Origin of the sequence: Mycolicibacterium pallens, from assembly GCF_019456675.1 — a bacterium.
Taxonomy (GTDB): Bacteria; Actinomycetota; Actinomycetes; order Mycobacteriales; family Mycobacteriaceae; genus Mycobacterium; species Mycobacterium crocinum.
Genome location: NZ_CP080333.1, coordinates 2,516,597 through 2,539,154 on the forward strand (window position 1 = coordinate 2,516,597; position 22,558 = coordinate 2,539,154).

Here is a 22,558-nt window from a genome sequence, read left to right on the forward strand (position 1 = left end):
ATCATCTCCTCGTCGAGAGTTGTGCAGTGGAGGGGGATTCGAACCAGGGTTGCCAACCGTTGCGGGTCCACCGGTGCCAGGGTGTTCCGTACGACTCGCGTGCGGCCAGCCCGACCCAGTCATTGCCGAACAGGTGCTGCAGGATGGGGTTTCGTTCGACGATAGTGTCGATGCGGTCCAGTGGGGCTTGAACCACCGCGTGAAGCCGGAGCGGTTCATGCCGCAACTGGTCACCGTCGGCGAGGGACTGCCATGGCAGACCCAGTTGCAGGTCGCCGCTGTGCCCGGCCAGCACGCCGGCTGTGCCGACGACGTTGTGGATGGTTTTGGTCCCAGCCCCGAACACGTCCGGCGCGACGGTGGAGAAGTAGTACTGGCAGTTGATCCATTGAGCGACCACCAGCGGCGCGGTGAGGATGGTCTCCAGGGCTGCGCCGTCGGGATCCACATCCGGGTCGTAGGAGTGCAGGAACGTGCGCCGCTCCAGATTCAGCCCGGCAGAGACATCACGGGGCGCGACGATGAAGGCCGCGTTCCCGGCCAGACCCCATTCCGGGTAGACCTGGGCCCAGTCGGTCGACCGGGCCGCGACGTGCCGGGCCGCCCGTTGCGGGGAGAGCGTTGGCGGTGCCCCCGGCAGCGTCGCGCACCGTTCGGCTGCCAACGCCGCTCCCGCACGACCCAGGTCAGCGACCAGGCGATCGACGTCGTCGGCATAATCGGCCGGAATCAGATGCCGGTCGAGGATCGACACCCGATCGGTAGCGGTGTCATGCTGCGCGGCAACAAAATACGTCGAGTCCGGGATGTCGATACCCGCGCTGCGCAGTTCCTCTCGCACCTGGGGTTCGTTCAGGATCGCCACGGCGGTGCGGGCATTGGGGCCGCCCGCCTGTCCGCCGCACGCTCCGCATTCCAGCGCGGCCTGGTACGGGTTGTTTTCGGTCGAACTCCCATGCCCGCACAGCACTACCAGGCGGCCGAACCCGCTGACCAGGCCCATCGTGGTCAGCGCCACCTGGGCGTACAGGACACGCTCGGCCAGCGGTATGGCGTCGACGTTGAGCACTGTCGGCGCGTGGGGCACCGCCCAGCGGTGCAACCGTTGGCGCAGGGCACCGGCCAGCCCGGGGGTGAGCGTCTTGATGGTTGCCAGTGGCCCGGCCACCCACCCCGCGACCTCGGCGAGCGTGAAGGGTGCTGCCAGTGCCTCTTTGGCGGTGTGAAACGCCGATTCGGCGCCCGCCAGGTCGAGTGCACCGGAGATCCGACGGGCCGCGTATTCGACGCCGTGTCGGGAGGGTGCCTCGGTGATGTCGTAGTTCGGCGCGATGAGGACCGGGCACAGATCGCTGGCCGCGCCACCGAGCAGGTCGGTGAATCTGATGGCCACGGCAAAGAAGCCGGCGAAGCCCAGGGTTTCGTAGCCGCCGAGTGACTCGAGGTGGCGTCGTAGTCCTTCCGAGCGGGTATCGATGCACGTCACCAGCTGCGTATGCGCAGACGCGCTGGACTCGTGCCGCTCGACGTGCAGGGTGCTGAGCAACCGATTGCGATAGCTTTCTTCGAAAGCGTTCTGCCACAGCATTTCCCGTGCGGCTACCGGCAGCGCTGCCAGTACCCGTGCCGCCGCGCCCAGCTCACCCTCGGTGACACCGGCGAGCTCCCAGAACCGGACGAGGTGGTTGGCGCGGTCACGCGCCGTGGGTGTCGTCGGCTCTGGGGCTGGGTCGAGGGTCCGGTACTGCTGATCGCCGCCGAGCAGTGCGCACTCGTAGGTCAGTCGAACGGCGAGATACGCCATGAGGTCGATCCCGGCGTCGGTGCCGCTGCACCACTGGATGTGCCCCGCCCAGCCGGGCAGGCAGGTCAGATGTGCCTGCAGGTAGGCGATTCGCGCCTCGTCCGGCACACCCAGCATGTCCAGCGCGGCCAGGGTGGCATCGTCCGGGCGCGCCGGCACCTCGCGAAGCCGTTGGCGGACAGCACGCTTCAGTGTGTGGTCGCCGGATGCGAGCGCCCGCCACGCCGAGTAGAACCCGTTCTGCCGCCCCGGCATCGGCCAGGCGCCGTGACCGAAGTACGCCGAGCACCATTTCCCCACCTGGGTGTCGATGGTGTGGGCGGCCTGCGGATCGTGTTGTTCAGCGCACGTCCGATAGCGACGCACGTGTTCTGTCTGCCCGGGCCCGTGCAGCAGATCGGCCCTCAACAATGTCACCGGCCGGACCTCGTGCGCGCCGAGCTGCAGCGTCGGCAGGCCGGGCAGATTGGGGTAGCGGCGGATGATCGCCGCATCGAGGTCGTCGTCGGTGATGCGCCCCGCGCGGTACAGCTCGCGAAACGTGTTGGGCGCCAGCGTTGCCGGCATGCCGTAGAGGTCACCGGCCCGGCGGATCGCCTGTTCGAAGGGCATGGCTTCCAGGCCTGCCAACGGGTTGACCGCGATGAAGGTTCCCAGTGGATAGTGCGTGGGCAACACCCGGGCGGCGAGCGCCACGTCGCTGCGCAGGTGGGCTCGGCGGGTGGCGGTGGAGACGGTGTCGGTGACGGTCATGAGCGGGCTCCTGTCAGGTGGGTGGGCGAGGAGGGAGCGATGTATCCGGTGCTGATGGCTCGCGCATAGATCGCGCGGTGGATCGCGGTGGCGGGCATTCGCCGCAGGACCGCCAACCCGGCCAGTACCGCGCTCACGGCGGCGGCGACGCTCCAGGCGAGAGCGGCTGGCGCGGTGGGCGTGGGCAGCGACGGGGCGAGGAAGTGCCCGACGGCCGTGATCAGGCCGAGGTACGCGATAGCTGCGGCGAACAGCAAGGTTGCCGCGGCAATCCCTGCGGCGATGCCGCGACGCCTCGTCAGCCAGCCCCAGGTGACGGTTGCGCCGGTCGCCCACGCGAAGGCCAGCAGAGCCTGCTCCGCGGTGTGTTGCCCGGGCGCCAGCGAAATCGCTTGCGCCGCGGCGTATAGGGCGAGCGCCGGCAGCACCGAGGCGGTGAGGGCGGTGAGTGCGCGCCGCCGCCGACTCATGGCTCGTGCCGGTGGTCGTGCGGAAGCCCGCCGCCGCTGAGCGATTGCCGACCCCGAGGACAGGAACAGCGTCGCTTTGTAGAACCCGTGGGCGACGAGGTGGAAGATCGTTGCCGCCCATAGGCCCAGGCCGCAGGTGAGGATCATGAAGCCCATCTGGGCCATCGTCGAATTCGCCAGCGCGCCTTTGACATCCGCCTTCACGAGCATGACCACCGCACCGTAGGTCAGCGTGGCGGCACCCGCGGCGATCGTCAGGATCCGAGCTGCATCTGTGGAAACCAGGGGAGCCAGGCGCACGAGCAGGATGCCTCCGGCGTTGACCACGCCGGCATGCAGGAGCGCGGACACCGGCGTAGGTGCGGCGAGGGTGGCCGGCAGCCACCGGTGGAAGGGCCACTGGGCGGATCGGGAGAGCGCGGCGATCACCACCAGGCAGGCAATCAGCGGCACCAGGGGCCCGGCGAGGTCCGCGGCATTCAGCGCGAGCAGGTCCACGAGTCCCCAGTGGGCCGTCGCCAACACCACGGCCGCCCACAGCGCGAGGTCGCCGATCACGAAGGCGGTGGCGGTGCGACGGACGCCGTCCCGGGCGGCGGGCAAGTGCCAGTACATGCCGAGCAGTAGGCAAAGGGCGATGCCTGCGATCGTCCAGCTGATCGCGAGCCCGATCAGAGTTGTCGCGGTGACCAGGCCGGCTGAAGCCGACGTCAGCAGCGACGCCCCGGCGGTGAACCAGCCGGCACGCCGATCACCGGCCAGGTACCGGATGGCGAAGACCTGAACCACGGTGCTGACGCCGAACACCAGGAGCAGCAGCACGGCGGCCAGCCGATCGACGGTAACTCCGAGGCCACCGAGGGTTGCGGTCACCGGCACCTCGCGGCCGACGTTGACGGCCATCGCAGCAGCTGCCAGGAAGCCGAAGCCCGCGACCAGCGCGCCGCCGCGGCCCGCCGCTCGGCCGCTGAGTGGTTTGCAGACCGCCGCTACCAGCGCGAACGTCGCCGGTGCGGTCAGCATCATGGCGAGAAGCGGGTTCCAGGAGGTCAACATACGACGGAAAGTACGGGTATTGAAATACGTATGTCAAGCTTCGGGAAATATGTGTCGCATATGGGTCTGACGACGTGATGGCGCGTGTTGTTTCAGGTATTGCTAGTGACGAACTACGATTCCGGTATGGGGGAGTGGACGTTTCTCACCAACCACGCGCACACCCTGCTGTGCATCGCGCGCGATCCGGGGATCCGCTTGCGCGACGTCGCCGAGCGCGTGGGAGTGACCGAACGCGCGGCCCAGCGCATCGTCGCCGACCTGGTCGAGGCGGGTTATCTCGACCGGCTGCGCGAAGGGCGGCGCAATTACTACCGGATCCGGGCCGACCGGCCCCTGCGGCATCCGGTCGAACACGGTCATCGCATCGGCGAGATCCTCGCGGTGCTGCATGAGTCGAAGGATTCGACCGAAAGCTCCTGAGTTTCGCCCGCGCTCACCGACTTCGGCTGGCGGCTTCCCGCACCCGAATCTGGTTGCCGCCGGCCCGTTTTGCTTCGTACATCGCCGCATCGGCCTGGCTGACGAGCTCGGTGAGCGCGGCGGCCACGGTGCCGCCGATATCCGTCAGTGCCATCGACGCGACGCCGACGCTGGCGGTCACCTCACCCGCCGCGGCCTCCACGGCGGCGCGTAACCGTTCGGCGGTGCCCGCGGCGTCGTCCGGCCCGATCAGCTCGGCGATGAGGAATTCCTCACCGCCAAGCCGGGCCACCACCGAATTCATGGCGCTGGCGCGCCGCAGATTGTCCGCGACGGCAATCAGCACCGCGTCGCCGTAGCCGTGGCCGTGGGTGTCGTTGATCTGCTTGAAGCCGTCCAAGTCGACGAGAGTCACAGCCAGCCACTGCGACTGTGGCCGCTCCGCCGCGGCGATCAGCGTGAGGGTTGACTGGTCGTAGCCCCGGCGATTGCGCAGTCCCGTCAGCGGGTCGGTGTTCGACATTCTGGCGTCAAGGGTGAGCAGGTGCAGGAGCAATTGGGTTCCGAACGGGACAGCGAGCACTGCGATCAGGACACCCAGCACATGTCCGACAGCCATCGCGGTGTCGCCGGCCGCAGCAATCCGCACCCCGGCGAAGAGGGTGGTGACGATGGCGTTGAGCAGCGTCGCCGCCAGCAGCCGGCCGGAGTGGTACAAGCCGACATAGCCGGCAATGGGAGCGAAGGTGGCACACGCCAGCAACCCCGTGGCCGGTGTCCCGGCGATCACGACCGCAAGAGTCACACCCGCGTTGGCACCGATGGCGAAGAGCACGGATTGACGGCGGCTCGGCCAGCCGACGAGCCAGGCGGACGCCCCGCCGAACGACAGGGCTGACATTACGACTGCGGCAGTGCGGTGGACCTGACCCTGTGGACCAGACGAGCTGAACAGCATCACGAGGGGCACCACACCGAGGATGACGACGACCGACGCGATCAGGATCCGACTGAAGCGCTGCAGATGGCGCGACGCGAGATATTCCGACAGCCAGTCGTATTGGTCGGGTTGGTGCCACCACCGCCGGACCCACGCGGCCATGCCCATGTCCTTGTGCATATGCTCCCGAACCGCCCACAGCCGGCCCCCGGAGGCTGCGAGTCTGTCGGAAATAGTACTAGGCGTCCCGGCGAACCGCCCGGCGAGGGTCTTTGCGACGAAATGACACCAGGGCCGTCGATCCTCGTTGATCGCGGCCCTGGTGTTGGGTGGAGTTCGCTACAGCAGACCCAGCAGCTGCAAGTCGGTGATGTATTTGACGATGACCTCCGGCGAGATGTGCGGAATGTCTTTGTCCGGACCGATCTTCGCGTCCTGAACGGCGGCGCGGAACCGGTCGGTCGGGGCGATCGATCCGCGGATCGGCCGCTCCGGGTGCTGATAGTTGTGCAGCAGCGGAAGCAGCGAGCCCTGGCGCTGGCGGTCGGGTAATGCCCGCATCGCCGTTTCGAACCGCTGCAACCAGGCGCCGTACTCGGAGATCCGCTGGATCGGGTAGCCGGCCTCGATCAGCCAGTCGACGAACTCGTCGAGCCCGATGCCGTCGTCGTAGGGGTTCATGACGTGGTAGGTCTCGAACCCGTCGGTGACGTGCGCACCCAGCGTGTCGATCGCCTCGGCGATGAACTCCACCGGCAGGCCGTCGTAGTGCGCACGCTGGCGGTTGCCGTTGGCGTCGAGCTCATAGAACGAGGCCGGGGCGATGCCGGTGGCCACCAGGCTCAGCATCATCCGGGTGAACATGTCCGGCAGGTTCAGCTGTCCGCCGTAGGTGGTGTCGGCCAGGATCATGTCGCAGCGGAACACCGAGACCGGCAGGCCGCACAGGTCGTGCGCCTCGCGCAGCAGCACCTCGCCGGCCCACTTGCTGTTGCTGTAGCCGTTCGCGTAAGAGTCGTCGACCGCCCGAGTCGCGCTGATCTCGCGGATGTCGCCGTCCTCGACGAAACGTCCCGGTGCGATACCGGCTCCGACGCCGATTGTGGAGGTGTAGATGAACGGCTTCTGCTTCGTGGTCAGCGCGATCCGGATGAGCTCAGCGGTGCCAACAGCGTTGGGCCCGAACAACTCCCGGTACGGCAGGACGTGATTGACCAGCGCGGCTGGGTCGACGATCAGGTCGACGGTGTCGGCCAGTCGCTGCCAGGTCTGCTGGTCCAGGCCGAGGTTCTCCTCGCCCTTGTCTCCGGCGATCACCTCGAGGTGGTCGGCGGCCAGCTGCTGGTAGTGCTCGAGCAGCTTCGGGTCGCCGCTGTCGAATGTGGCGTCGAGGCGAGCGCGCGCTGCGGCGTCGTCCTTGGCGCGCACCAGGCAGATCACCGTGCCGTCGACCAGGTTCATCCGCTCCAGCCAATCCAGTGCCAGGTAGCGACCCAGGAATCCGGTTGCGCCGGTGAGCAATACGGTGCGAATCTCGCTGGCCGGCCCCGGCAGCTGCGGTGCGGCGGCCAGCGTGGCGGCATCGATGAAGCGGTCGAGCGTGAGATCACTGGCGTGCGCTTCGGTGGCACCGGCCCCGTGGACGGAGGCGAAGGTCGGCCGCTTGCTGCCCGAGCTGCGCTCGGACTCGATGTAGCCGGCTATCGCTTGCAGGTCGTTGGCGGGGCTGACGATCACGCCGACCGGGACCTCGATCCCAAAGATCTCGTTGAGCAGGTTGGCGAAGGTCAATGCCGACAACGAGTCTCCGCCGAGATCGGTGAAGTGCGCATCGGGCTGCAGATCGGCGGTCGCTGCACCCAGCAGCGCGCCGGCCGCGCGAGTGACGGTCACCAGCGCCGGTGCGTCGGCACCGCTCTGCCGCAGGGCGCGTAGTTCGTCGGCCTGTCCTTCGGCCAGATCGACGTACAACTGCTCGAGTGCCGAGCCGTAGCGTTCCTTCAGCCGCGGCCACGCCAGCTTGCGGATACCGGTCAGCAGTCCGTTCTCAAGAGTGAAAGGCGTTGTCTCGATGAGGAAGTCACGCGGGATCTCGTAGGACTGCAACCCGGCGCCGCGGGCCACCTCCTGCAGGGACTCGGCAATCAGGGACTTGAGTTCCGCAGCGTCGCGGCCCTCCGCCGCCTCGGCGGTCGGCACGATCACCGCGAGCAGATACGGCCGTGCGCTGTTGCCGTACAAATAGATCTGGTGCACCACGGGGCTGCGCCCAAATGCGGCTTCCAGCTTGGAGACGGTGACGAACTCACCCTGCGACAGCTTCAGCACGTTGTTGCGCCGGTCGACGTACTGCAGATGGTCGGGCGCGGTCTCGGCGACGATGTCACCGGTGCGGTAGAAGCCGTCCTCGTCGAACATCGCTTCGGTGACTTCGGGCCGCTTGTAGTAGCCGGGGAACAGCTGCGTCGACTTGACCAGCAGTTCACCGCGGGGGTGCGGTAAATCCGTTCCGAAGTAACCCAATTCGGGGACATCGACCAGCTTGTAGTCGGTGACCGGTGGGCGGCGCACCACGCCGTCGACGAACACCGCGCCGGCCTCGGTGGAGCCGTAGCCCTCGACCAGGTGCATGTCCAGGAAGTCCTCGACCCACGCCTTCAGTTCCGGCGCGATCGGTGCCGAGCCGGTGATCGCCGAGACGAATCGGTTCCCCAGGAGGCCGGCGCGCTTCTCGGCGAGGACCTGTGCCGCGCTGTCGTCTCGCCGATCGACCTCGCTCTGGACCTCCTGATGGATCATGTCCCATACGCGTGGAACCAGGTTCAGCTGGGTCGGGCGGGTCAGTGCCAGATCCTCCAAGAACGTCGAGAGGTCGGGGCGGGCGGCGAAATAGACTGTGCCGCCGGCGCTCAGCGCGCCGTACAACGCACCGCGACCCATCACGTGGCTCATCGGCATGAAGCTCAGCACGATCGCCGGGAACGCGCCCTGCTTGTCGTCCCCGTGCGCGGCACAAGCGCGCCACATATCGGCCACCTTGTGGGCCGGGTACATCGCGCCCTTCGGGGCGCCGGTGCTGCCGGAGGTGTAGATCAACAGGGCCAGCGGGTCGTCCTCGCTGGCATCGGCCGCCGCGACGGGCGTGCCTGTCCCGCGGTCGATCTCGTCGGCGAGGGTGACCACCTCGACGCCGTCGAGCCTGGCCTTCGCCGCGGCCAGCGTGTCGCGCTGGTCGTCGACCTCGGGCCGGAAGTCGAAGACCACCAAGCGTTTCGGGGCCGGGCCGGCCAGCACGAGCTCGACGGCATCATCGAGATAGTCGATGCTCGACGCGATGACCACGGGTTCGGTCTCGGCGATGATGGGCTGCAGCTGGATGGTCACGGCGCTGGTCTGCAGCGGCACGGACACCGCACCGAGTTGCGTCAGCGCAAGATCGACGACGGTGTAGTCCACGCTGGTGAAGCCGAGAATGGCCACCCGATCACCGGCGGCGACGGGGCCGGTCGACCAGGCGCCGGCCACCGCCTGCACGCGGTCCCACAGCTGACGGTAGGTGATGGTGTCGAACTCGGGCAGCAGTTCGGCGGTGGTGCGCTGCGTCTGTGGATCCTGGTGGAACCGCACCGCGCGCTGGCCCAGGGCAGGGCGATCGGCGTAGCCGTCGAAAATGGTCTTGATGATGGCGGGAAGACGCAGTCCGGGTTGCTCGGCGGCCGCAGTCACCTCGGGGTCCGGTGCGGCGGCGGCGAACTGCGGGTCGTTCGCGTAGAGATCGGCAACGCGCTGCTCAAAACGGGCTTCGCGAGTATCAATCGGCATGACGAGACTCCATTGACAAGCTGGTGAGAAGAAGATTGGCGGGCGCTTCGTTGTGCCCAAATAAAACTACGTTAGCAAAACTAACGTTATTCCTCAGTTGACCACGATGCTACGAATCGGGCCTGTGAACTTGCTCTCGGTCCGCGGCCATCAGCTTCGTTAGAGGTCTGCGACACACGGGTACCCGACGTCCATCACGGGATAGACCCTTGACTCAAGGAGGCGTCATGAAAGACGTAGACACTCGCCTGGACCCGCGCGCGGGTCGGATGGAGATCGCGCGCAGCCGAGGCGCGGCCAGTGGATTTCTGCTCGTTCTGCTCGGGTTGTGGGGAGCCCTGATTCCGTTCGTCGGGCCGTACTTCAACTTCGCCTACGACCCGGACACGCCGTGGACGTGGACCACGGCCCGGGGCTGGCTCGAGGTTCTACCCGGAGCCGTCGCCGTAGTCGGCGGCCTGCTCCTGCTGATGTCGCGCAACCGCGCGACCGCGATGCTCGGCGGCTGGCTGGCCGTCATCGCCGGCGCATGGTTCGTCGTCGGCCGACTCTTCGCCAGCCCGTGGGGGTTGGGTGACTTCGGTGGGCCGGCGGCCAGCAGCACCGCCGGTCAGGTCGCGCTGGAGCTGACGTTCTTCAGCGGGCTGGGCGCGTTGATCATCTTCTTCGGCGCAATGGCGCTGGGCCGGGTCTCGGTGCACAGCCTGCGTGACGTCCGCTACGCCACCCGTCCGGTGACCGCCGAACCCGTTGCCGCCGAACCGGTTGCCGCCGCACCGACCGAGGTCATGGAGCCGCGTCGGCATCACGCTGCCGATGACGTCGTCGAGGGCGAACCGCGCCGGCACCGCAGCTGGCGTGACATGTTCGGCGGTCATCGCCGGACACCGGTCGCCCACTAAAAGATCGCCCCGAGGAGCCACCCACCGCCAGCGCGCGGTGGGTGGCTTCGTGCGTAACCGAGGTCACTGTGCGATCTCCGCCACAAACCCGGTGGCGCGACGAGGTTTTCGGGTCACTGTTGACTGCATGACCGCCACGTTCGTTCCCGACGATGACTTCGTCCGTATCGCCGACATCTGCACGACGCTGGGCGTGCCGGACGACGATCGGGTGCTGTTCTGGCGATGGGCCGACGAACTCCCGTCTGCCAAGGCGGTCGACGAGTTGAATTCTTACGTCGACGTTCTCATCGCCGAGCGCTGCCGGCGGCCCGCCGACGACGAACTGAGCGAGCTCATCGCGCTGGGCTTGACCGCGACGAGATTCGCCGCCGGGTCGCGGTCCTCGTCGCGAAGACTTGCGGTTGCGCCGAGCTCGACGTTGCGCAGGGCTGCACTCGTACTTCCTCTGCGAGACGTCGGTTTGGGCGATAGAGGGGGAGCCGAGCCGCTCAGCCGGTGTAGACCATGACGTGCTTGATGCGGGTGTAGTCCTCGAACCCGTACATCGACAGATCCTTGCCGTGGCCCGAGGCCTTGAAACCGCCGTGCGGCATCTCGGCGACCAGTGGGATGTGGGTGTTGATCCACACGCAGCCGAAGTCCAGCGCATTGGACACCCGGATCGCCCGCGACACGTCCTTGGTCCACACCGAGGACGCCAGCCCATACTCGGTGCCGTTGGCCCAGCGGATGGCCTCGTCCTCGTCGGCGAACGATTGGACGGTGATCACCGGGCCGAAGATCTCCTCCTGTACGTGCCGATCGTCTTGGCGCAGACCGCCGATCACGGTCGGCTCGACGTAGAAACCCTTGTCGCCCTGCCGTTTTCCGCCGGCGGCCACCGTCGCGTGCGATGGCACGTCGGACAGGAAGCCGAGCACCCGGTCCAGCTGATTGGTGTTGTTGACCGGCGGCACCCAGGCGTCCTCGTCGTCGGCGGGGCGCCCGAAGGTGGTCACCGCGCTGCCGGCCTGTTCGGCGAGCGCGGCGGTGAGGTCCTCGGCGATACCGGCTCGGGCCAGCACCCGAGTCGCCGCGGTGCAGTCCTGGCCGGCGTTGAAGTAGCCGGCCGCCGCGATTCCCTCTGCGGCAGTGGCGATATCGGCATCGTCGAACACGATCACCGGCGCCTTGCCGCCCAGTTCGAGATGAGTGCGTTTGAGATGCCCACCGGCGCTGACCGCAACCGCGCGGCCGGCGGCGACCGATCCCGTGATCGACACCATCTGCGGAGTCGGATGCGCGACCACGCCCGCGCCGGTCACCCGGTCACCGCAGACGACGTTGAGCACACCGGGCCCGAAATGCTTGGCGGCGATCTCGGCCAGCATCACCGTGGTGACCGGGGTGGTGTCGCTGGGTTTGAGCACGACCGTGTTGCCCGCGGCGATGGCTGGGCAGAACTTCCAGATCGCCATCATCATCGGGTAGTTCCACGGCGCGACCTGACCGATTACCCCGACCGGCTCGCGCCGGATCCACGACGTGTGGTCGGCTATGTACTCGCCGGCCGACTTGCCCTCCAAAACCCTTGCCGCACCGGCAAAGAAGCGGATCTGGTCGACCATCGGAGGGATCTCCTCGGCCAGCGTCACATGGTTGGGCTTACCGGTATTGCGGCCTTCGGCGGCGACCAGGTCAGCGGCTGCCTTCTCCACGTCGTCCGCGAACCCCAATAGCGCCTTCTGTCGCTGCGACGGTGTGGTGCGCTTCCAGTCGGCGAACGCCCGGCTCGCCGCGGCGTACGCGCTGTCGATGTCCTGTTCGTTGGAAATCGGAGCGGTGCCGTACTTTTCACCGGTGGACGGGTCGACGATCGGCATCGTCGCCCCGCTCACCGAGTCGACGAGCTCGCCGTCGATGAAGTTCTGGACCATCAGAGTTCGGCGAGGATCTCAGCCAGCACGTCGAGGCCCTCGGTCAGCAGCTCGTCGCTGATGGCCAACGGCGGCAGGAACCGCAGCACGTTGCCGTAGGTGCCGCACGTCAGCACCACCACGCCCTGGGCGTGCGCCTTGGCGGATAAGGTCTTCGCCAGCTCCGGATCCGGTTCGGCGGTACCCGATTTCACCAGTTCGACGGCGATCATCGCGCCGCGGCCGCGGACATCACCGATGCGGTCGTCGTCGGCCTGCATCCGGCCGAGCTTGTCCTTCATCACCGTTTCGATCTGCTTCGCGCGATCCACCAGGCCGTCGAGTTCGATGGTCTCGATGGTGGCGAGCGCGGCGGCGCAGGCCAGGGGATTGCCGCCGTAGGTGCCGCCGAGACCGCTGACGTGCGGAGCGTCCATGATCTCGGCGCGCCCGGTCACCGCCGACAGCGGCAGACCGTCGGCGATGCCCTTGGCTGTCACGATCAGATCCGGCTCGATGCCCTCGTCCTCACACGCGAACATCGTTCCGGTGCGGGCGAATCCGGTCTGCACTTCGTCGGCGATGAACACGACGTTGTTGTCCGAACACCACGCCCGCAGCGCCGGCAGGAAACCGGGCGCGGGCACGATGAAGCCGCCCTCGCCCTGGATCGGCTCGATGATGATGGCGGCCAGGTTGGCCGCACCGATCTGCTTGTCGATGATGTTCAGCGCCCGCTCGGCGGCGAGTTCACCGTCGGTGGCCCATTCCTTGTCGATCAGGCCGTCGCGGAAGGGATAGGACAGGGGAGCGCGATAGATCTCCGGCGCGAACGGCCCGAAACCACTCTTGTAGGGCATCGATTTGGCGGTCAGCGCCATCGTCAGGTTGGTGCGCCCGTGATACGCGTGGTCGAACGCCACCACCGCGGTCTTGCGGGTGTAGGAACGCGCGATCTTGACCGCGTTCTCCACGGCTTCGGACCCGGAGTTGAACAGTGCGGAGCGTTTCTCGTAGGAGCCCGGGGTGAGCCGGTTGAGGTGCTCGGCGACGGCGATGTACTCCTCGTAGGGCGTCACCATGAAACAGGTGTGCGTGAAGTCCGCGACCTGCGCCTGGACCGCCTCCACCACGCGCGGCGAGGCGTTGCCGATCGTCGTCACCGCGATGCCCGAGCCGAGGTCGATCAGCCGGTTGCCGTCGACGTCCTCGATGATCCCGCCGGCGGCCCGCGCGGTATAGACGGGCATGGTGACGCCGACGCCGTGTGAAACCGCGGCGACCCTGCGCTTACTCAGTTCGACGGACCCGGGGCCCGGGATCTCGGTGACGAGTTTGCGGCTCTGCTCGAGGGTGGTCACTTCTGGTCTCCTAGACGAATGGCGTGGCGCGAAGCGGGTACTTCGAGCCTAGTCATCCAACAGCGCGATGCAACTGAAAACTTGGTTGATAGCCCGATTCGACAATGGATTACGTCGCCCAGAGCGACTGAATCAACGTAATCAGTCGGCGTTGCCTGCTGGAAACGGAGCGCCGTCGAGCCGGTCGACCGTCGCGAACGACGCCACCGGCTGACGGGTGAGCCGACGCACCTGGCGAACGGGGTGGCCCAGCGCGATCACCGCGGCCAGCACCAGCGGGTCCTCGGCGCCCAGCAGCCGCTTGACCTCGTCTTCCTTCCGGATGAGCATCGTCGTCAGGACGCCGCCGAGCCCCTCGGCGCGGGCGGCCAGCAGGATGCTCCACGCAAACGGATAGACCGACGCACCACCGGCCAGCGAGTAGCGGTCGAGGTCGCGGTCCACGGCGGCCAACTGTGACAGGTCGGCGAACAGTGCCAGCAGCACCGGTACCTCGTCGAGGTGGGCAGCCAATCCGGCGGCCGCGGCTTCCTCGGCCTGCGCGGTTCCGGCGGCAAGGGCGGCCGCCTCGGCGGCGGGGTCGTTGACCGGCGACCACGGCCGCAATCCGGCGGCGGTCAGCGTCAAGTACTCGACCCACGGCCGGCGATAGAGATCGCGGAGAGCTCCCCGAAGAACCGGGTCTTTGACGACGACCAGCCGCCAGGCCTGCGCATTGGCTCCGCTGGGGGCGAATCGCGCGGTGTCCAGAACGCGCGCCAGCACCGCGTCGTCTACCGGCTCGTCGGTGAAGTCGCGCACCGACCCGGTGCTGCGCAGGGTGTCGATCAGGTCCATCCGACCATCTTCCACCGCGGTGCCGGTCGGAGCCGGACCGGCACAATGGCAGACTGGTCAGCTATGAAGCCCGTGACCTGATGGTCGCGGCGCGCTGAACCCAGCACCCGATACGAAAGAATCGTTCCGCCATGGACCTGCTCGTCTTCCTGCCCCTGATCATCATCATGGGCGCATTCATGTACTTCGCCTCCCGGCGCCAGCGCAAGGCCATGCAGGCCACGATCGACCTGCACGAGTCCTTGACCATCGGCGACCGGGTTCACACCACCTCCGGCCTGCAGGCCACCATCGTCGGCATCACCGACGACAACGTCGACCTGGAGATCGCCCCCGGCGTCGTGACCACCTGGATGAAGCTCGCCATCCGCGACCGCATCGAGGACGAGGCCACGGATGCCGACGAGGACGGTGTCCTCGAGTCGGGAGCCACCGAGCTCACCGAGTCCGACGCGGACCGCCTCACCAAAGACTGATCGCCAGGCCCGCCACGTACCCTCTAGCGGGAGTTGATTGAGGACCGCACCGCGGGACGCGGCACAAACCTAGGAGAGACAACAACGTGGCATCGTCTTCGGCGCCGGTGCATCCCTACCGCTGGCTGGCGCTGTTCCTGGTCCTGCTCATCGGGGTGTACCTGCTGGTCTTCCTGACCGGGGACAAGCGCACCAGTCCCAAGCTGGGCATCGACCTGCAGGGCGGAACCCGCGTCACCCTGACGGCGCGCACGCCGGACGGATCCCGTCCCACCCGTGACGCGCTCAATCAGGCGCAGCAGATCATCGGCGCCCGCGTCAACGGCCTGGGTGTGTCGGGCTCTGAAGTCGTGATCGACGGCGACAACCTCGTCATCACCGTGCCCGGTAACGACGGCAACGAAGCCCGCAACCTGGGTCAGACCGCGCGGCTGTTCATCCGCCCGGTGATCGGCCAGCCGATCCCCGTTGAGGCCATCAAGCAACAGATGCAAGCCGCGGGTGTGCCCGGCGCCGGTGGGCCTGGAGGCCCGGTGCCCGCACCGGCACCCGGCGCACCCGCTCCCGGAGCGCCCGCGCCTGCACCGGCTGAAGCCGGCGGCGCCCCGCCCGCCGCACCGGCGCCGGCACCTGCTCCGGCGCCGCAGCCACGTCCGTACCCCGAAGAGCCTGCCCCGTCGCCGACACCGGCCCCGCCCGCGCCTGCGCCCGGCCCGGGTCAGCCGCCGACGGCCGCCCCGGCGCCCCCCGCGCCCGGCCAGCCGGCCCCGCCCGGACAACCTGCCCCGCCGGATCCGCGCAAGGATCTGGCCGCTCGCATCAGCTTCGAGAAGCAGCTGCGGCAGAGCACCAACCAGAACCTGCTGCTGATCGCGGTGCAGTACATGGCAGGCAAGTGCGACCAGCCGGACATCCTGGCCGGTAACGACGATCCGAACCTGCCGCTGGTCGCCTGCTCGCAGGACCACAAGTACATCTATGTCCTGGACAAGTCGATCATCAGCGGCGACCAGATCAAGGACGCGACGTCCGGCTTCGACCAGCAGAGTGGCGCCTACGTCGTCAACGTGGAGTTCAAGGACCAGGCGTCGACCACATGGGCTGACTTCACCGCCGCCAACATCGGCACCCAGACCGCGTTCACGCTCGACTCCCAGGTGGTCAGCGCCCCGCAGATCCGCGAGGCCATCCCCGGTGGGCGCACTCAGATCAGCGGCGGCAATCCGCCGTTCACCGCTGACACCGCCAAACAACTGGCCAACGTCCTCAAGTACGGATCGCTGCCGTTGTCCTTCGAATCCTCGGAGGCCGAAACCGTCTCGGCGACACTGGGATTGGCGTCGCTTCGGGCCGGTCTGATCGCAGGCGCCATCGGTCTGGCGCTGGTGTTGCTGTACTCGCTGCTCTACTACCGGGTGCTCGGACTGTTGACCGCGCTGTCGCTGGTCGCTTCCGGTGCAATGGTGTTCGGCATCCTGGTGTTGCTCGGCAGATACATCAACTACACCCTCGACCTGGCCGGCATCGCCGGTCTGATCATCGGTATCGGCACCACCGCCGACTCGTTCGTGGTGTTCTTCGAACGCATCAAAGACGAGATCCGAGAAGGGCGTTCGTTCCGCTCGGCGGTGCCGCGCGGTTGGGCGCGCGCCCGTAAGACGATCCTGTCCGGCAACGCGGTCACGTTCCTGGCCGCCGCGGTGCTGTACTTCCTGGCCGTCGGTCAGGTGAAGGGCTTCGCGTTCACCCTGGGCTTGACCACCATCCTCGACGTCGTCGTGGTGTTCCTGGTGACCTGGCCGATGGTGTACCTGGCGTCGAAGTCGCCGACGATGGCCAAACCGGCATTCAACGGTCTCGGTGCGGTGCAGCAGATCGCGCGGGAACGCCGAGCCGCTGCCACTGCGACGGGACGGAGGTAACTCACATGGCCGAGAACACCACTGACGACACGGCATCCACCGCCGTCGAAGCACCCGATTTAGAAGCCACCGACGCCGGCGGCGCGCCCAAGCACGGTTTCTTCGTCCGGCTCTACACCGGCACCGGCGCCTTTGAGGTCATCGGTAAGCGCAAGCTCTGGTACGCCATCAGCGGCCTTATCGTGCTGGCCTGCATCGCCAGTATCGCGCTGAAAGGTTTCGTCTTCGGTATCGACTTCGAGGGCGGAACCAAAGTCGCGATGCCGGTCGCAGGCCAAAATGGCCTCGCCACGACTCAGCAGGTCGAGGACGTCTTCAGTAAGACACTGGGCCGGTCGCCGGAGTCGGTCGTGCTTGTCGGCAATGGCGGCTCGGCCACCGTGCAGATCCGTTCGGAGGCGCTGACCAACCAGCAGACCGAGCAGCTGCGCGACGCGCTGTTCGATGCCTTCCAGCCCAAGGGCGGTAACGGTCAGCCCGACAAGACGACCATCAGCGACTCGGCGGTCTCGGAGACCTGGGGTGACCAGATCACCAAGAAGGCGCTGATCGCACTCGGGGTGTTCCTCGTGCTCGCCGCCATCTACATCACCTTCCGCTACGAGCGGTACATGGCGATCTCGGCACTGGCGACGGTGGTGTTCGACCTTGTCGTCACGGCCGGGGTGTATTCGATCGTCGGCTTCGAGGTCACCCCGGCGACGGTGATCGGCCTGCTCACGATTCTGGGCTTCTCGCTCTACGACACGGTCATCGTGTTCGACAAGGTCGAGGAGAACACCCACGGCTTCGAACACACCACCCGCAAAACGTTCGCCGAACAAGCCAACCTCGCGGTGAACCAGACCTTCATGCGGTCTATCAACACCAGCCTGATCTCGGTGTTGCCGATCCTGGCGCTGATCGTGGTCGCGGTGTGGTTGCTCGGTGTCGGCACCCTGATGGACCTGGCGTTGGTGCAGCTGGTCGGTGTCATCGTCGGTACCTATTCGTCGATCTTCTTCGCGACCCCGCTGCTGGTGTCGCTGCGCGAGCGCACCGATTTGGTGCGCACCCACACCCGCCGGGTGCTCAACCGCCGCAAGCCGTCTGCAACGGCCAGCGACGTCGTCACCGGCGGCGGGGCCGATCTGGACGAGGCCGCCGAGGCGGTCCCGGCCGAGGCGGCCATCGGTGGCACACCGAGCGTGGGCAACAAGCCCTCGCCGGGTGCCCGTCCGGCCCGTCCCGGCCGGCCGACCGGCAAACGCAGCCCCCGCGGGCGATAGCGCGTCATGGCAGTCAGGCGCCGGGGCGCCGCCGCTGTCGCAGTGGCCGCTGTTCTGGGGTTGATCGCGCCGGGCCTCCTGACGGCATGTTCGGGGAGCCCGGCCGACCAGATCAACTACGCCGTCGACGGCATGCTGGTCTCCTACAACACCAATACGGTGCGCGGGGCGGCGTCGGCGGGGCCGCAGGCGTTCGCCCGCGTGCTCACCGGGTTCAACTTTCATGGACCCGACGGACAGGTGTTGGCCGATCACGACTTCGGATCGGTGTCGGTGGTGGGCCGTGATCCGCTGGTCCTCGACTACCAAATCGCCGACAACGCCGTGTACTCCGACGGCAAACCGGTGACGTGTGACGACATGGTGCTGGCGTGGGCCGCGCAGTCGGGGCGGTTCCCGGCCTTCGACGCCGCCAGCCGCGCCGGCTACCTCGACATCGACACCATCGACTGCCAGCCGGGGCAGAAGAAGGCCCGGGTGACGTACTTTCCCGGCCGGGCCATCACCGACTATCTGCAGCTGTTCACCGCCACGTCGATGATGCCGTCGCACGTGCTGGGTGACGTGCTCGGTGTCGACATCACCCGCACGATCCAGGGCGGCGACCCGGCGGCCGTCGACCGCATCGCCCAGGCGTGGAACACGACGTGGGACCTCAAGCCCGGTATCGACCTGAAGCTCTTTCCGTCCTCGGGGCCCTACAAGATCGACTCGGTGCTGCCCGAGGGTGCGGTCGTGTTGACCGCCAACGATCGCTGGTGGGGTGCCAAGCCGATCACCAAGCGAATCACGGTGTGGCCGCGGGGCGTCGACGTGCAGGACCGGATCAACAACGGCACGTTTCAGGTCGTCGACGTGGCCACCGGATCGTCGGGCACGCTGACCACGCCCGACGGATACGACCGCCACCAGTTGCCGTCCGGCGGGATCGAGCAGCTGATCTTCGCTCCGGACGGACCGCTGGCCGCGACACCGGCCCGGCGCGCGGTCGCGCTGTGCACCCCGCGCGACCTCATCGCACTGAACGCCGAAGCGCCGATCTCGAACGTCCGGCTCAACCCGGCCAGCGACGACGCCTTCAGCGCGATCGAAGGCGTGGCGATCGGCGCCGACTTCGGTCCGGCCAACCCCGGCGCCGCCCGCGACGCTCTGGGCGGCCAGCCGCTGACCGTGCGGATCGGCTACCAGGCGCCCAACCCGCGCCTGGCGGCGACCGTCGGCGCCATCACCAAATCGTGTGCCGCCGCCGGCATCACCGTCGTCGATGCGACCTCGGATTCGGCGGGGCCGCAAGCGCTGCGTGACGGCAAGCTCGATGTCCTGCTGGCCAGCACCGGCGGCGCGACCGGCAGCGGGTCGACGGGATCGTCGGCGCTGGACGCGTACACGCTGTTCGCCGGCAACGGCAACAACCTGCCGCGCTATGCCAACCCCCAGATCGACGGCATCATCTCCGCGCTCGCGATCACGTCCGATTCGAAGGAACAGGCCCGGCTGCTGGCCGACAGTTCGCCCATCCTGTGGGGCGACATGCCGACCCTGCCGCTGTACCGTCAGCAGCGCACGGTGCTGGCATCCAAGAAGATGTACGCCGTCGAAGGCAATCCGACCAAGTGGGGCGCGGGTTGGAACATGGACAGATGGGTGTTCGAGAAATGACGGCTTCGGTCACCGACGTCCTCAAGGCGCTGACCCGCGAGGTGCCCGACTTCCCGGAACCGGGCATCCAGTTCAAAGACCTCACCCCGGTGCTGGCCGACCCGCACGGGCTGGCCGTGGTGACTGACGCGATGGCCGAAATCGCCGAAGGCGCCGACCTGGTCGCCGGCATCGACGCCCGCGGGTTCCTGCTCGGCGGTGCGGTCGCCCATCGTCTCGGCATCGGTGTGCTGGCTGTCCGCAAGGGCGGAAAGCTGCCGCCCCCGGTGCACAGCGAGACCTACACCCTCGAATACGGCACGGCCACCTTGGAGATCCCCGCCGACGGGATCGAGCTGGCCGGCCGGCGTGTGGTCATCATCGACGACGTCCTCGCCACCGGCGGGACCCTGGCCGCCGCGCGCGCGCTGCTGACGGCCGGGGGCGCCGACGTGCCCGCCGCCGCGGTGGTACTGGAACTGCCCGGCCTCGGCGGCCGCGAGAGGGTCGCACCCCTGCAGGTGACCAGCCTGCAAACCATCTGAGCGCAGACGGCACCAGCCCAGGCTCGCCACTCGGTCGGCGTGGGGGAGATATCCTCGAAGTCGGTTCGGCAGTGGCGAGGAGGTGACGGCATGGCAGAGGACAACGGCGCCGTGACCGCCGCGCCCGCGCCGATCTCCGACGTCCCGCCCGCGGAGCCGCGGGCTGACACCCCGAAGACCACCAGCAGCGCATCGCGGCGGGTGCGCGCCCGGCTGGCGCGGCGGATGACCTCGCAGCGCAGCACGGTCAACCCGGTCCTCGAACCGCTCGTCGCGGTGCACCGCGAGTTCTACCCGAAGGCCGACCTGTCGATCCTGCAGCGCGCCTACGAGGTGGCCGAGGCCAAGCACGCCGATCAGATGCGCCGCTCGGGCGACCCGTACATCACGCACCCGCTGGCCGTCGCGAACATCCTGGCCGAGCTCGGCATGGACACCATCACCCTGGTGGCCGCGCTGCTGCACGACACCGTCGAAGACACCGGCTACGCGATGGAGACGCTGACCACCGACTTCGGTGAAGAGGTCGCCCACCTGGTCGACGGGGTGACCAAGCTGGACAAGGTCGCATTGGGTAACGCGGCCGAGGGCGAGACCATCCGCAAGATGATCATCGCGATGGCGCGGGATCCGCGGGTGCTGGTCATCAAGGTGGCCGACCGGTTGCACAACATGCGCACCATGCGGTTCCTGCCGCCGGAGAAGCAGGCCCGCAAGGCCCGCGAAACGCTGGAAGTCATTGCGCCCCTTGCGCATCGGTTGGGCATGGCCACCGTCAAGTGGGAGCTGGAGGACTTGTCCTTCGCGATCCTGCATCCCAAGCGCTACGAGGAGATCGTCCGGCTGGTCGCCGACCGGGCGCCGTCGCGCGACACGTACCTGGCCAAGGTCCGCGTCGAAATCACCGCCGCGCTGTCGGGGATGAAGATCAACGCCACCGTCGAGGGCAGGCCCAAGCACTACTGGTCGATCTATCAGAAGATGATCGTCAAGGGCCGAGAGTTCGACGACATCCACGACCTGGTCGGTGTGCGGATCCTGTGTGAGGAGATCCGCGACTGCTACGCGGCTGTCGGCGTTGTGCATTCGTTGTGGCAGCCGATGCCCGGCCGGTTCAAGGACTACATCGCCCAGCCGCGGTTCGGGGTGTACCAGTCGCTGCACACCACGGTCGTCGGGCCGGAAGGCAAGCCGCTGGAGGTGCAGATCCGCACCCGCGACATGCACGACACCGCGGAGTTCGGTATCGCGGCGCACTGGCGGTACAAGGAATCCAAGGGCCGCAACGGTGTTCCGCATCCGCACGCGTCCGCCGAGATCGACGAGACGGCCTGGATGCGCCAGCTTCTGGACTGGCAGCGGGAAGCCGCGGACCCCGGCGAGTTCCTGGAATCGCTGCGTTACGACCTTGCGGTGCAGGAGATCTTCGTGTTCACCCCGAAGGGGGACGTCGTCACCCTGCCGGCCGGCTCGACACCGGTCGACTTCGCCTACGCCGTGCACACCGAGGTCGGCCACCGCTGCATCGGCGCGCGGGTCGACGGCCGCCTGGTCGCCCTGGAGCGCAAGCTCGAAAACGGCGAGCGGGTCGAGGTTTTCACCTCCAAGGCGCCCAATGCCGGACCGTCGCGCGACTGGCAGGGATTCGTGGTGTCCCCGCGGGCCAAGGCCAAGATCCGACAGTGGTTCGCCAAGGAGCGCCGCGACGAGGCACTCGAGGCGGGCAAGGATTCGATCGCCCGCGAGGTGCGTCGGGGCGGGCTGCCGCTGCAGAAACTGGTCAACGCCGAAGCGATGTCGGCCCTGGCCCAGGAGTTGCGGTATGCCGACGTCTCCGCGCTGTACACGGCGGTCGGGGAGGGCCACGTCTCGCCGCGGCACGTCGTGCAGCGGTTGGTGGCGCAGCTCGGTGGGGCTGAGAGCGCCGAAGACGAACTGGCCGAGCGCTCCACGCCGGCGACCATGCCGGTGCGTCAGCGCAGCACCGACGACACCGGGGTCGCCGTGCCGGGCGCGCCCGGGGTGCTGACCAAACTGGCCAAGTGCTGCACACCGGTGCCGGGCGACAACATCATGGGCTTCGTGACTCGCGGCGGCGGGGTCAGTGTGCACCGCACCGACTGCACGAATGCCGCGTCGCTGCAACAACAGTCGGAGCGCATCATCGAGGTGAACTGGGCGCCGTCGCCGACGTCGGTGTTCCTGGTGGCCATCCAGGTCGAGGCGCTCGACCGGCACCGGCTGCTTTCCGATGTCACGCGAGTGCTGGCCGACGAGCGGGTCAACATCCTGTCAGCCTCGGTGACCACGTCCAATGATCGAGTTGCCGTGAGCCGCTTCACTTTCGAGATGGGCGATCCGAAGCACCTGGGCCACGTGCTGAACGCGGTACGCAATGTCGAAGGCGTCTACGACGTCTACCGGGTGACGAGCGCGGCCTGAT

16 protein-coding genes are annotated in these 22,558 nt (G+C 67.7%); 9 read left to right on the forward strand and 7 right to left on the reverse strand.

The window, feature by feature from the left end:
• Nucleotide 1: 1 nt before the first annotated feature.
• Together K0O64_RS12420 and K0O64_RS12425 are read right to left on the reverse strand one after the other, a co-directional pair.
• Complete coding sequence (locus tag K0O64_RS12420; RefSeq protein WP_071945495.1) at nt 2-2,557, reverse strand: DUF2309 domain-containing protein; 2,556 nt, start codon at nt 2,555-2,557, stop codon at nt 2-4.
• Nucleotides 2,554-4,083, reverse strand: coding sequence for a proton-conducting transporter transmembrane domain-containing protein (locus tag K0O64_RS12425; protein WP_083542645.1), 1,530 nt, complete (start codon nt 4,081-4,083; stop codon nt 2,554-2,556). The genes K0O64_RS12420 and K0O64_RS12425 overlap by 4 nt, the downstream gene beginning before the upstream one ends.
• 126 nt (nt 4,084-4,209) lie before the next feature.
• Here K0O64_RS12425 and K0O64_RS12430 point away from each other — a divergent pair, with 126 nt between their 5' ends.
• Nucleotides 4,210-4,506, forward strand: coding sequence for a helix-turn-helix transcriptional regulator (locus K0O64_RS12430; protein ID WP_071949899.1), 297 nt, complete (start codon nt 4,210-4,212; stop codon nt 4,504-4,506).
• A 13-nt stretch (nt 4,507-4,519) separates the two neighbouring features.
• On the opposite strand, the gene K0O64_RS12435 is transcribed toward K0O64_RS12430, so the two are convergent.
• Nucleotides 4,520-5,608 (reverse strand): GGDEF domain-containing protein, encoded by a 1,089-nt coding sequence (locus K0O64_RS12435; protein ID WP_071949898.1) that lies wholly within the window; start codon nt 5,606-5,608, stop codon nt 4,520-4,522.
• A gap of 177 nt (nt 5,609-5,785) precedes the next feature.
• The gene (car, locus tag K0O64_RS12440) at nt 5,786-9,268 is read right to left on the reverse strand and encodes a carboxylic acid reductase (protein ID WP_071945491.1); all 3,483 of its coding nucleotides are present in this window, start codon (nt 9,266-9,268) and stop codon (nt 5,786-5,788) included.
• Between the two features lie 227 nt (nt 9,269-9,495).
• Here car and K0O64_RS12445 point away from each other — a divergent pair, with 227 nt between their 5' ends.
• Both K0O64_RS12445 and K0O64_RS12450 read left to right on the forward strand, forming a co-directional pair.
• Entirely contained in the window at nt 9,496-10,170 is a 675-nt protein-coding gene (locus tag K0O64_RS12445; RefSeq protein WP_220046398.1) for a hypothetical protein, read from the forward strand.
• Nucleotides 10,171-10,297: 127 nt separating this feature from the next.
• Nucleotides 10,298-10,681 (forward strand): cytochrome P450, encoded by a 384-nt coding sequence (locus K0O64_RS12450; RefSeq protein WP_220046399.1) that lies wholly within the window; start codon nt 10,298-10,300, stop codon nt 10,679-10,681.
• On the opposite strand, the gene K0O64_RS12455 is transcribed toward K0O64_RS12450, so the two are convergent.
• The 3 genes from K0O64_RS12455 to K0O64_RS12465 all read right to left on the reverse strand — a co-directional run bounded on the left by K0O64_RS12455 (nt 10,662) and on the right by K0O64_RS12465 (nt 14,266).
• Nucleotides 10,662-12,089: a gamma-aminobutyraldehyde dehydrogenase gene (locus tag K0O64_RS12455; protein WP_220046400.1), complete on the reverse strand. Its 1,428-nt coding sequence runs from the start codon at nt 12,087-12,089 to the stop codon at nt 10,662-10,664. The genes K0O64_RS12450 and K0O64_RS12455 overlap by 20 nt on opposite strands.
• Nucleotides 12,089-13,429, reverse strand: a complete 1,341-nt coding sequence (gene gabT, locus K0O64_RS12460) for a 4-aminobutyrate--2-oxoglutarate transaminase (protein ID WP_220046401.1) — start codon at nt 13,427-13,429, stop codon at nt 12,089-12,091. Before gabT ends, K0O64_RS12455 begins: the two co-directional genes overlap by 1 nt.
• A gap of 141 nt (nt 13,430-13,570) precedes the next feature.
• Nucleotides 13,571-14,266: a nitroreductase family protein gene (locus K0O64_RS12465; RefSeq protein WP_220046402.1), complete on the reverse strand. Its 696-nt coding sequence runs from the start codon at nt 14,264-14,266 to the stop codon at nt 13,571-13,573.
• A 131-nt stretch (nt 14,267-14,397) separates the two neighbouring features.
• On the opposite strand from K0O64_RS12465, the gene yajC reads away from it, so the two are divergent.
• From yajC to K0O64_RS12495, 6 genes are all read left to right on the forward strand, one after another.
• A complete protein-coding gene (yajC, locus tag K0O64_RS12470) occupies nt 14,398-14,742 on the forward strand; it encodes a preprotein translocase subunit YajC (RefSeq protein WP_220046403.1) in 345 nt (114 codons plus the stop codon).
• An 86-nt stretch (nt 14,743-14,828) separates the two neighbouring features.
• The gene (gene secD, locus K0O64_RS12475; RefSeq protein WP_220046404.1) at nt 14,829-16,664 is read left to right on the forward strand and encodes a protein translocase subunit SecD; all 1,836 of its coding nucleotides are present in this window, start codon (nt 14,829-14,831) and stop codon (nt 16,662-16,664) included.
• 5 nt (nt 16,665-16,669) lie between these two features.
• Nucleotides 16,670-17,932 (forward strand): protein translocase subunit SecF, encoded by a 1,263-nt coding sequence (gene secF, locus K0O64_RS12480; RefSeq protein ID WP_220046405.1) that lies wholly within the window; start codon nt 16,670-16,672, stop codon nt 17,930-17,932.
• A 6-nt stretch (nt 17,933-17,938) separates the two neighbouring features.
• The gene (locus tag K0O64_RS12485) at nt 17,939-19,591 is read left to right on the forward strand and encodes an ABC transporter substrate-binding protein (RefSeq protein ID WP_220046406.1); all 1,653 of its coding nucleotides are present in this window, start codon (nt 17,939-17,941) and stop codon (nt 19,589-19,591) included.
• Complete coding sequence (locus K0O64_RS12490; RefSeq protein ID WP_083542643.1) at nt 19,588-20,115, forward strand: adenine phosphoribosyltransferase; 528 nt, start codon at nt 19,588-19,590, stop codon at nt 20,113-20,115. The genes K0O64_RS12485 and K0O64_RS12490 overlap by 4 nt, the downstream gene beginning before the upstream one ends.
• 90 nt (nt 20,116-20,205) lie before the next feature.
• Nucleotides 20,206-22,557 carry a RelA/SpoT family protein gene (locus tag K0O64_RS12495; protein ID WP_220046407.1) on the forward strand — a complete coding sequence of 784 codons (2,352 nt, stop codon included), beginning with the start codon at nt 20,206-20,208 and terminating at the stop codon, nt 22,555-22,557.
• Nucleotide 22,558 lies beyond the last annotated feature (1 nt).

Bases quoted from the DNA above. Each gene is read 5' to 3' on its own strand.
- K0O64_RS12430 (WP_071949899.1), top strand. From the start codon at position 4,210: ATGGGGGAGTGGACGTTTCTCACCAACCACGCGCACACCCTGCTGTGC.
- K0O64_RS12425 (WP_083542645.1), bottom strand. From the start codon at position 4,083: ATGTTGACCTCCTGGAACCCGCTTCTCGCCATGATGCTGACCGCACCG.
- K0O64_RS12490 (WP_083542643.1), top strand. From the start codon at position 19,588: ATGACGGCTTCGGTCACCGACGTCCTCAAGGCGCTGACCCGCGAGGTG.
- K0O64_RS12455 (WP_220046400.1), bottom strand. From the start codon at position 12,089: ATGGTCCAGAACTTCATCGACGGCGAGCTCGTCGACTCGGTGAGCGGG.
- K0O64_RS12450 (WP_220046399.1), top strand. From the start codon at position 10,298: ATGACCGCCACGTTCGTTCCCGACGATGACTTCGTCCGTATCGCCGAC.
- secF (WP_220046405.1), top strand. From the start codon at position 16,670: ATGGCCGAGAACACCACTGACGACACGGCATCCACCGCCGTCGAAGCA.
- K0O64_RS12485 (WP_220046406.1), top strand. From the start codon at position 17,939: ATGGCAGTCAGGCGCCGGGGCGCCGCCGCTGTCGCAGTGGCCGCTGTT.
- K0O64_RS12495 (WP_220046407.1), top strand. From the start codon at position 20,206: ATGGCAGAGGACAACGGCGCCGTGACCGCCGCGCCCGCGCCGATCTCC.
- K0O64_RS12435 (WP_071949898.1), bottom strand. From the start codon at position 5,608: ATGGCCGCGTGGGTCCGGCGGTGGTGGCACCAACCCGACCAATACGAC.
- car (WP_071945491.1), bottom strand. From the start codon at position 9,268: ATGCCGATTGATACTCGCGAAGCCCGTTTTGAGCAGCGCGTTGCCGAT.
- yajC (WP_220046403.1), top strand. From the start codon at position 14,398: ATGGACCTGCTCGTCTTCCTGCCCCTGATCATCATCATGGGCGCATTC.
- K0O64_RS12445 (WP_220046398.1), top strand. From the start codon at position 9,496: ATGAAAGACGTAGACACTCGCCTGGACCCGCGCGCGGGTCGGATGGAG.
- K0O64_RS12465 (WP_220046402.1), bottom strand. From the start codon at position 14,266: ATGGACCTGATCGACACCCTGCGCAGCACCGGGTCGGTGCGCGACTTC.
- K0O64_RS12420 (WP_071945495.1), bottom strand. From the start codon at position 2,557: ATGACCGTCACCGACACCGTCTCCACCGCCACCCGCCGAGCCCACCTG.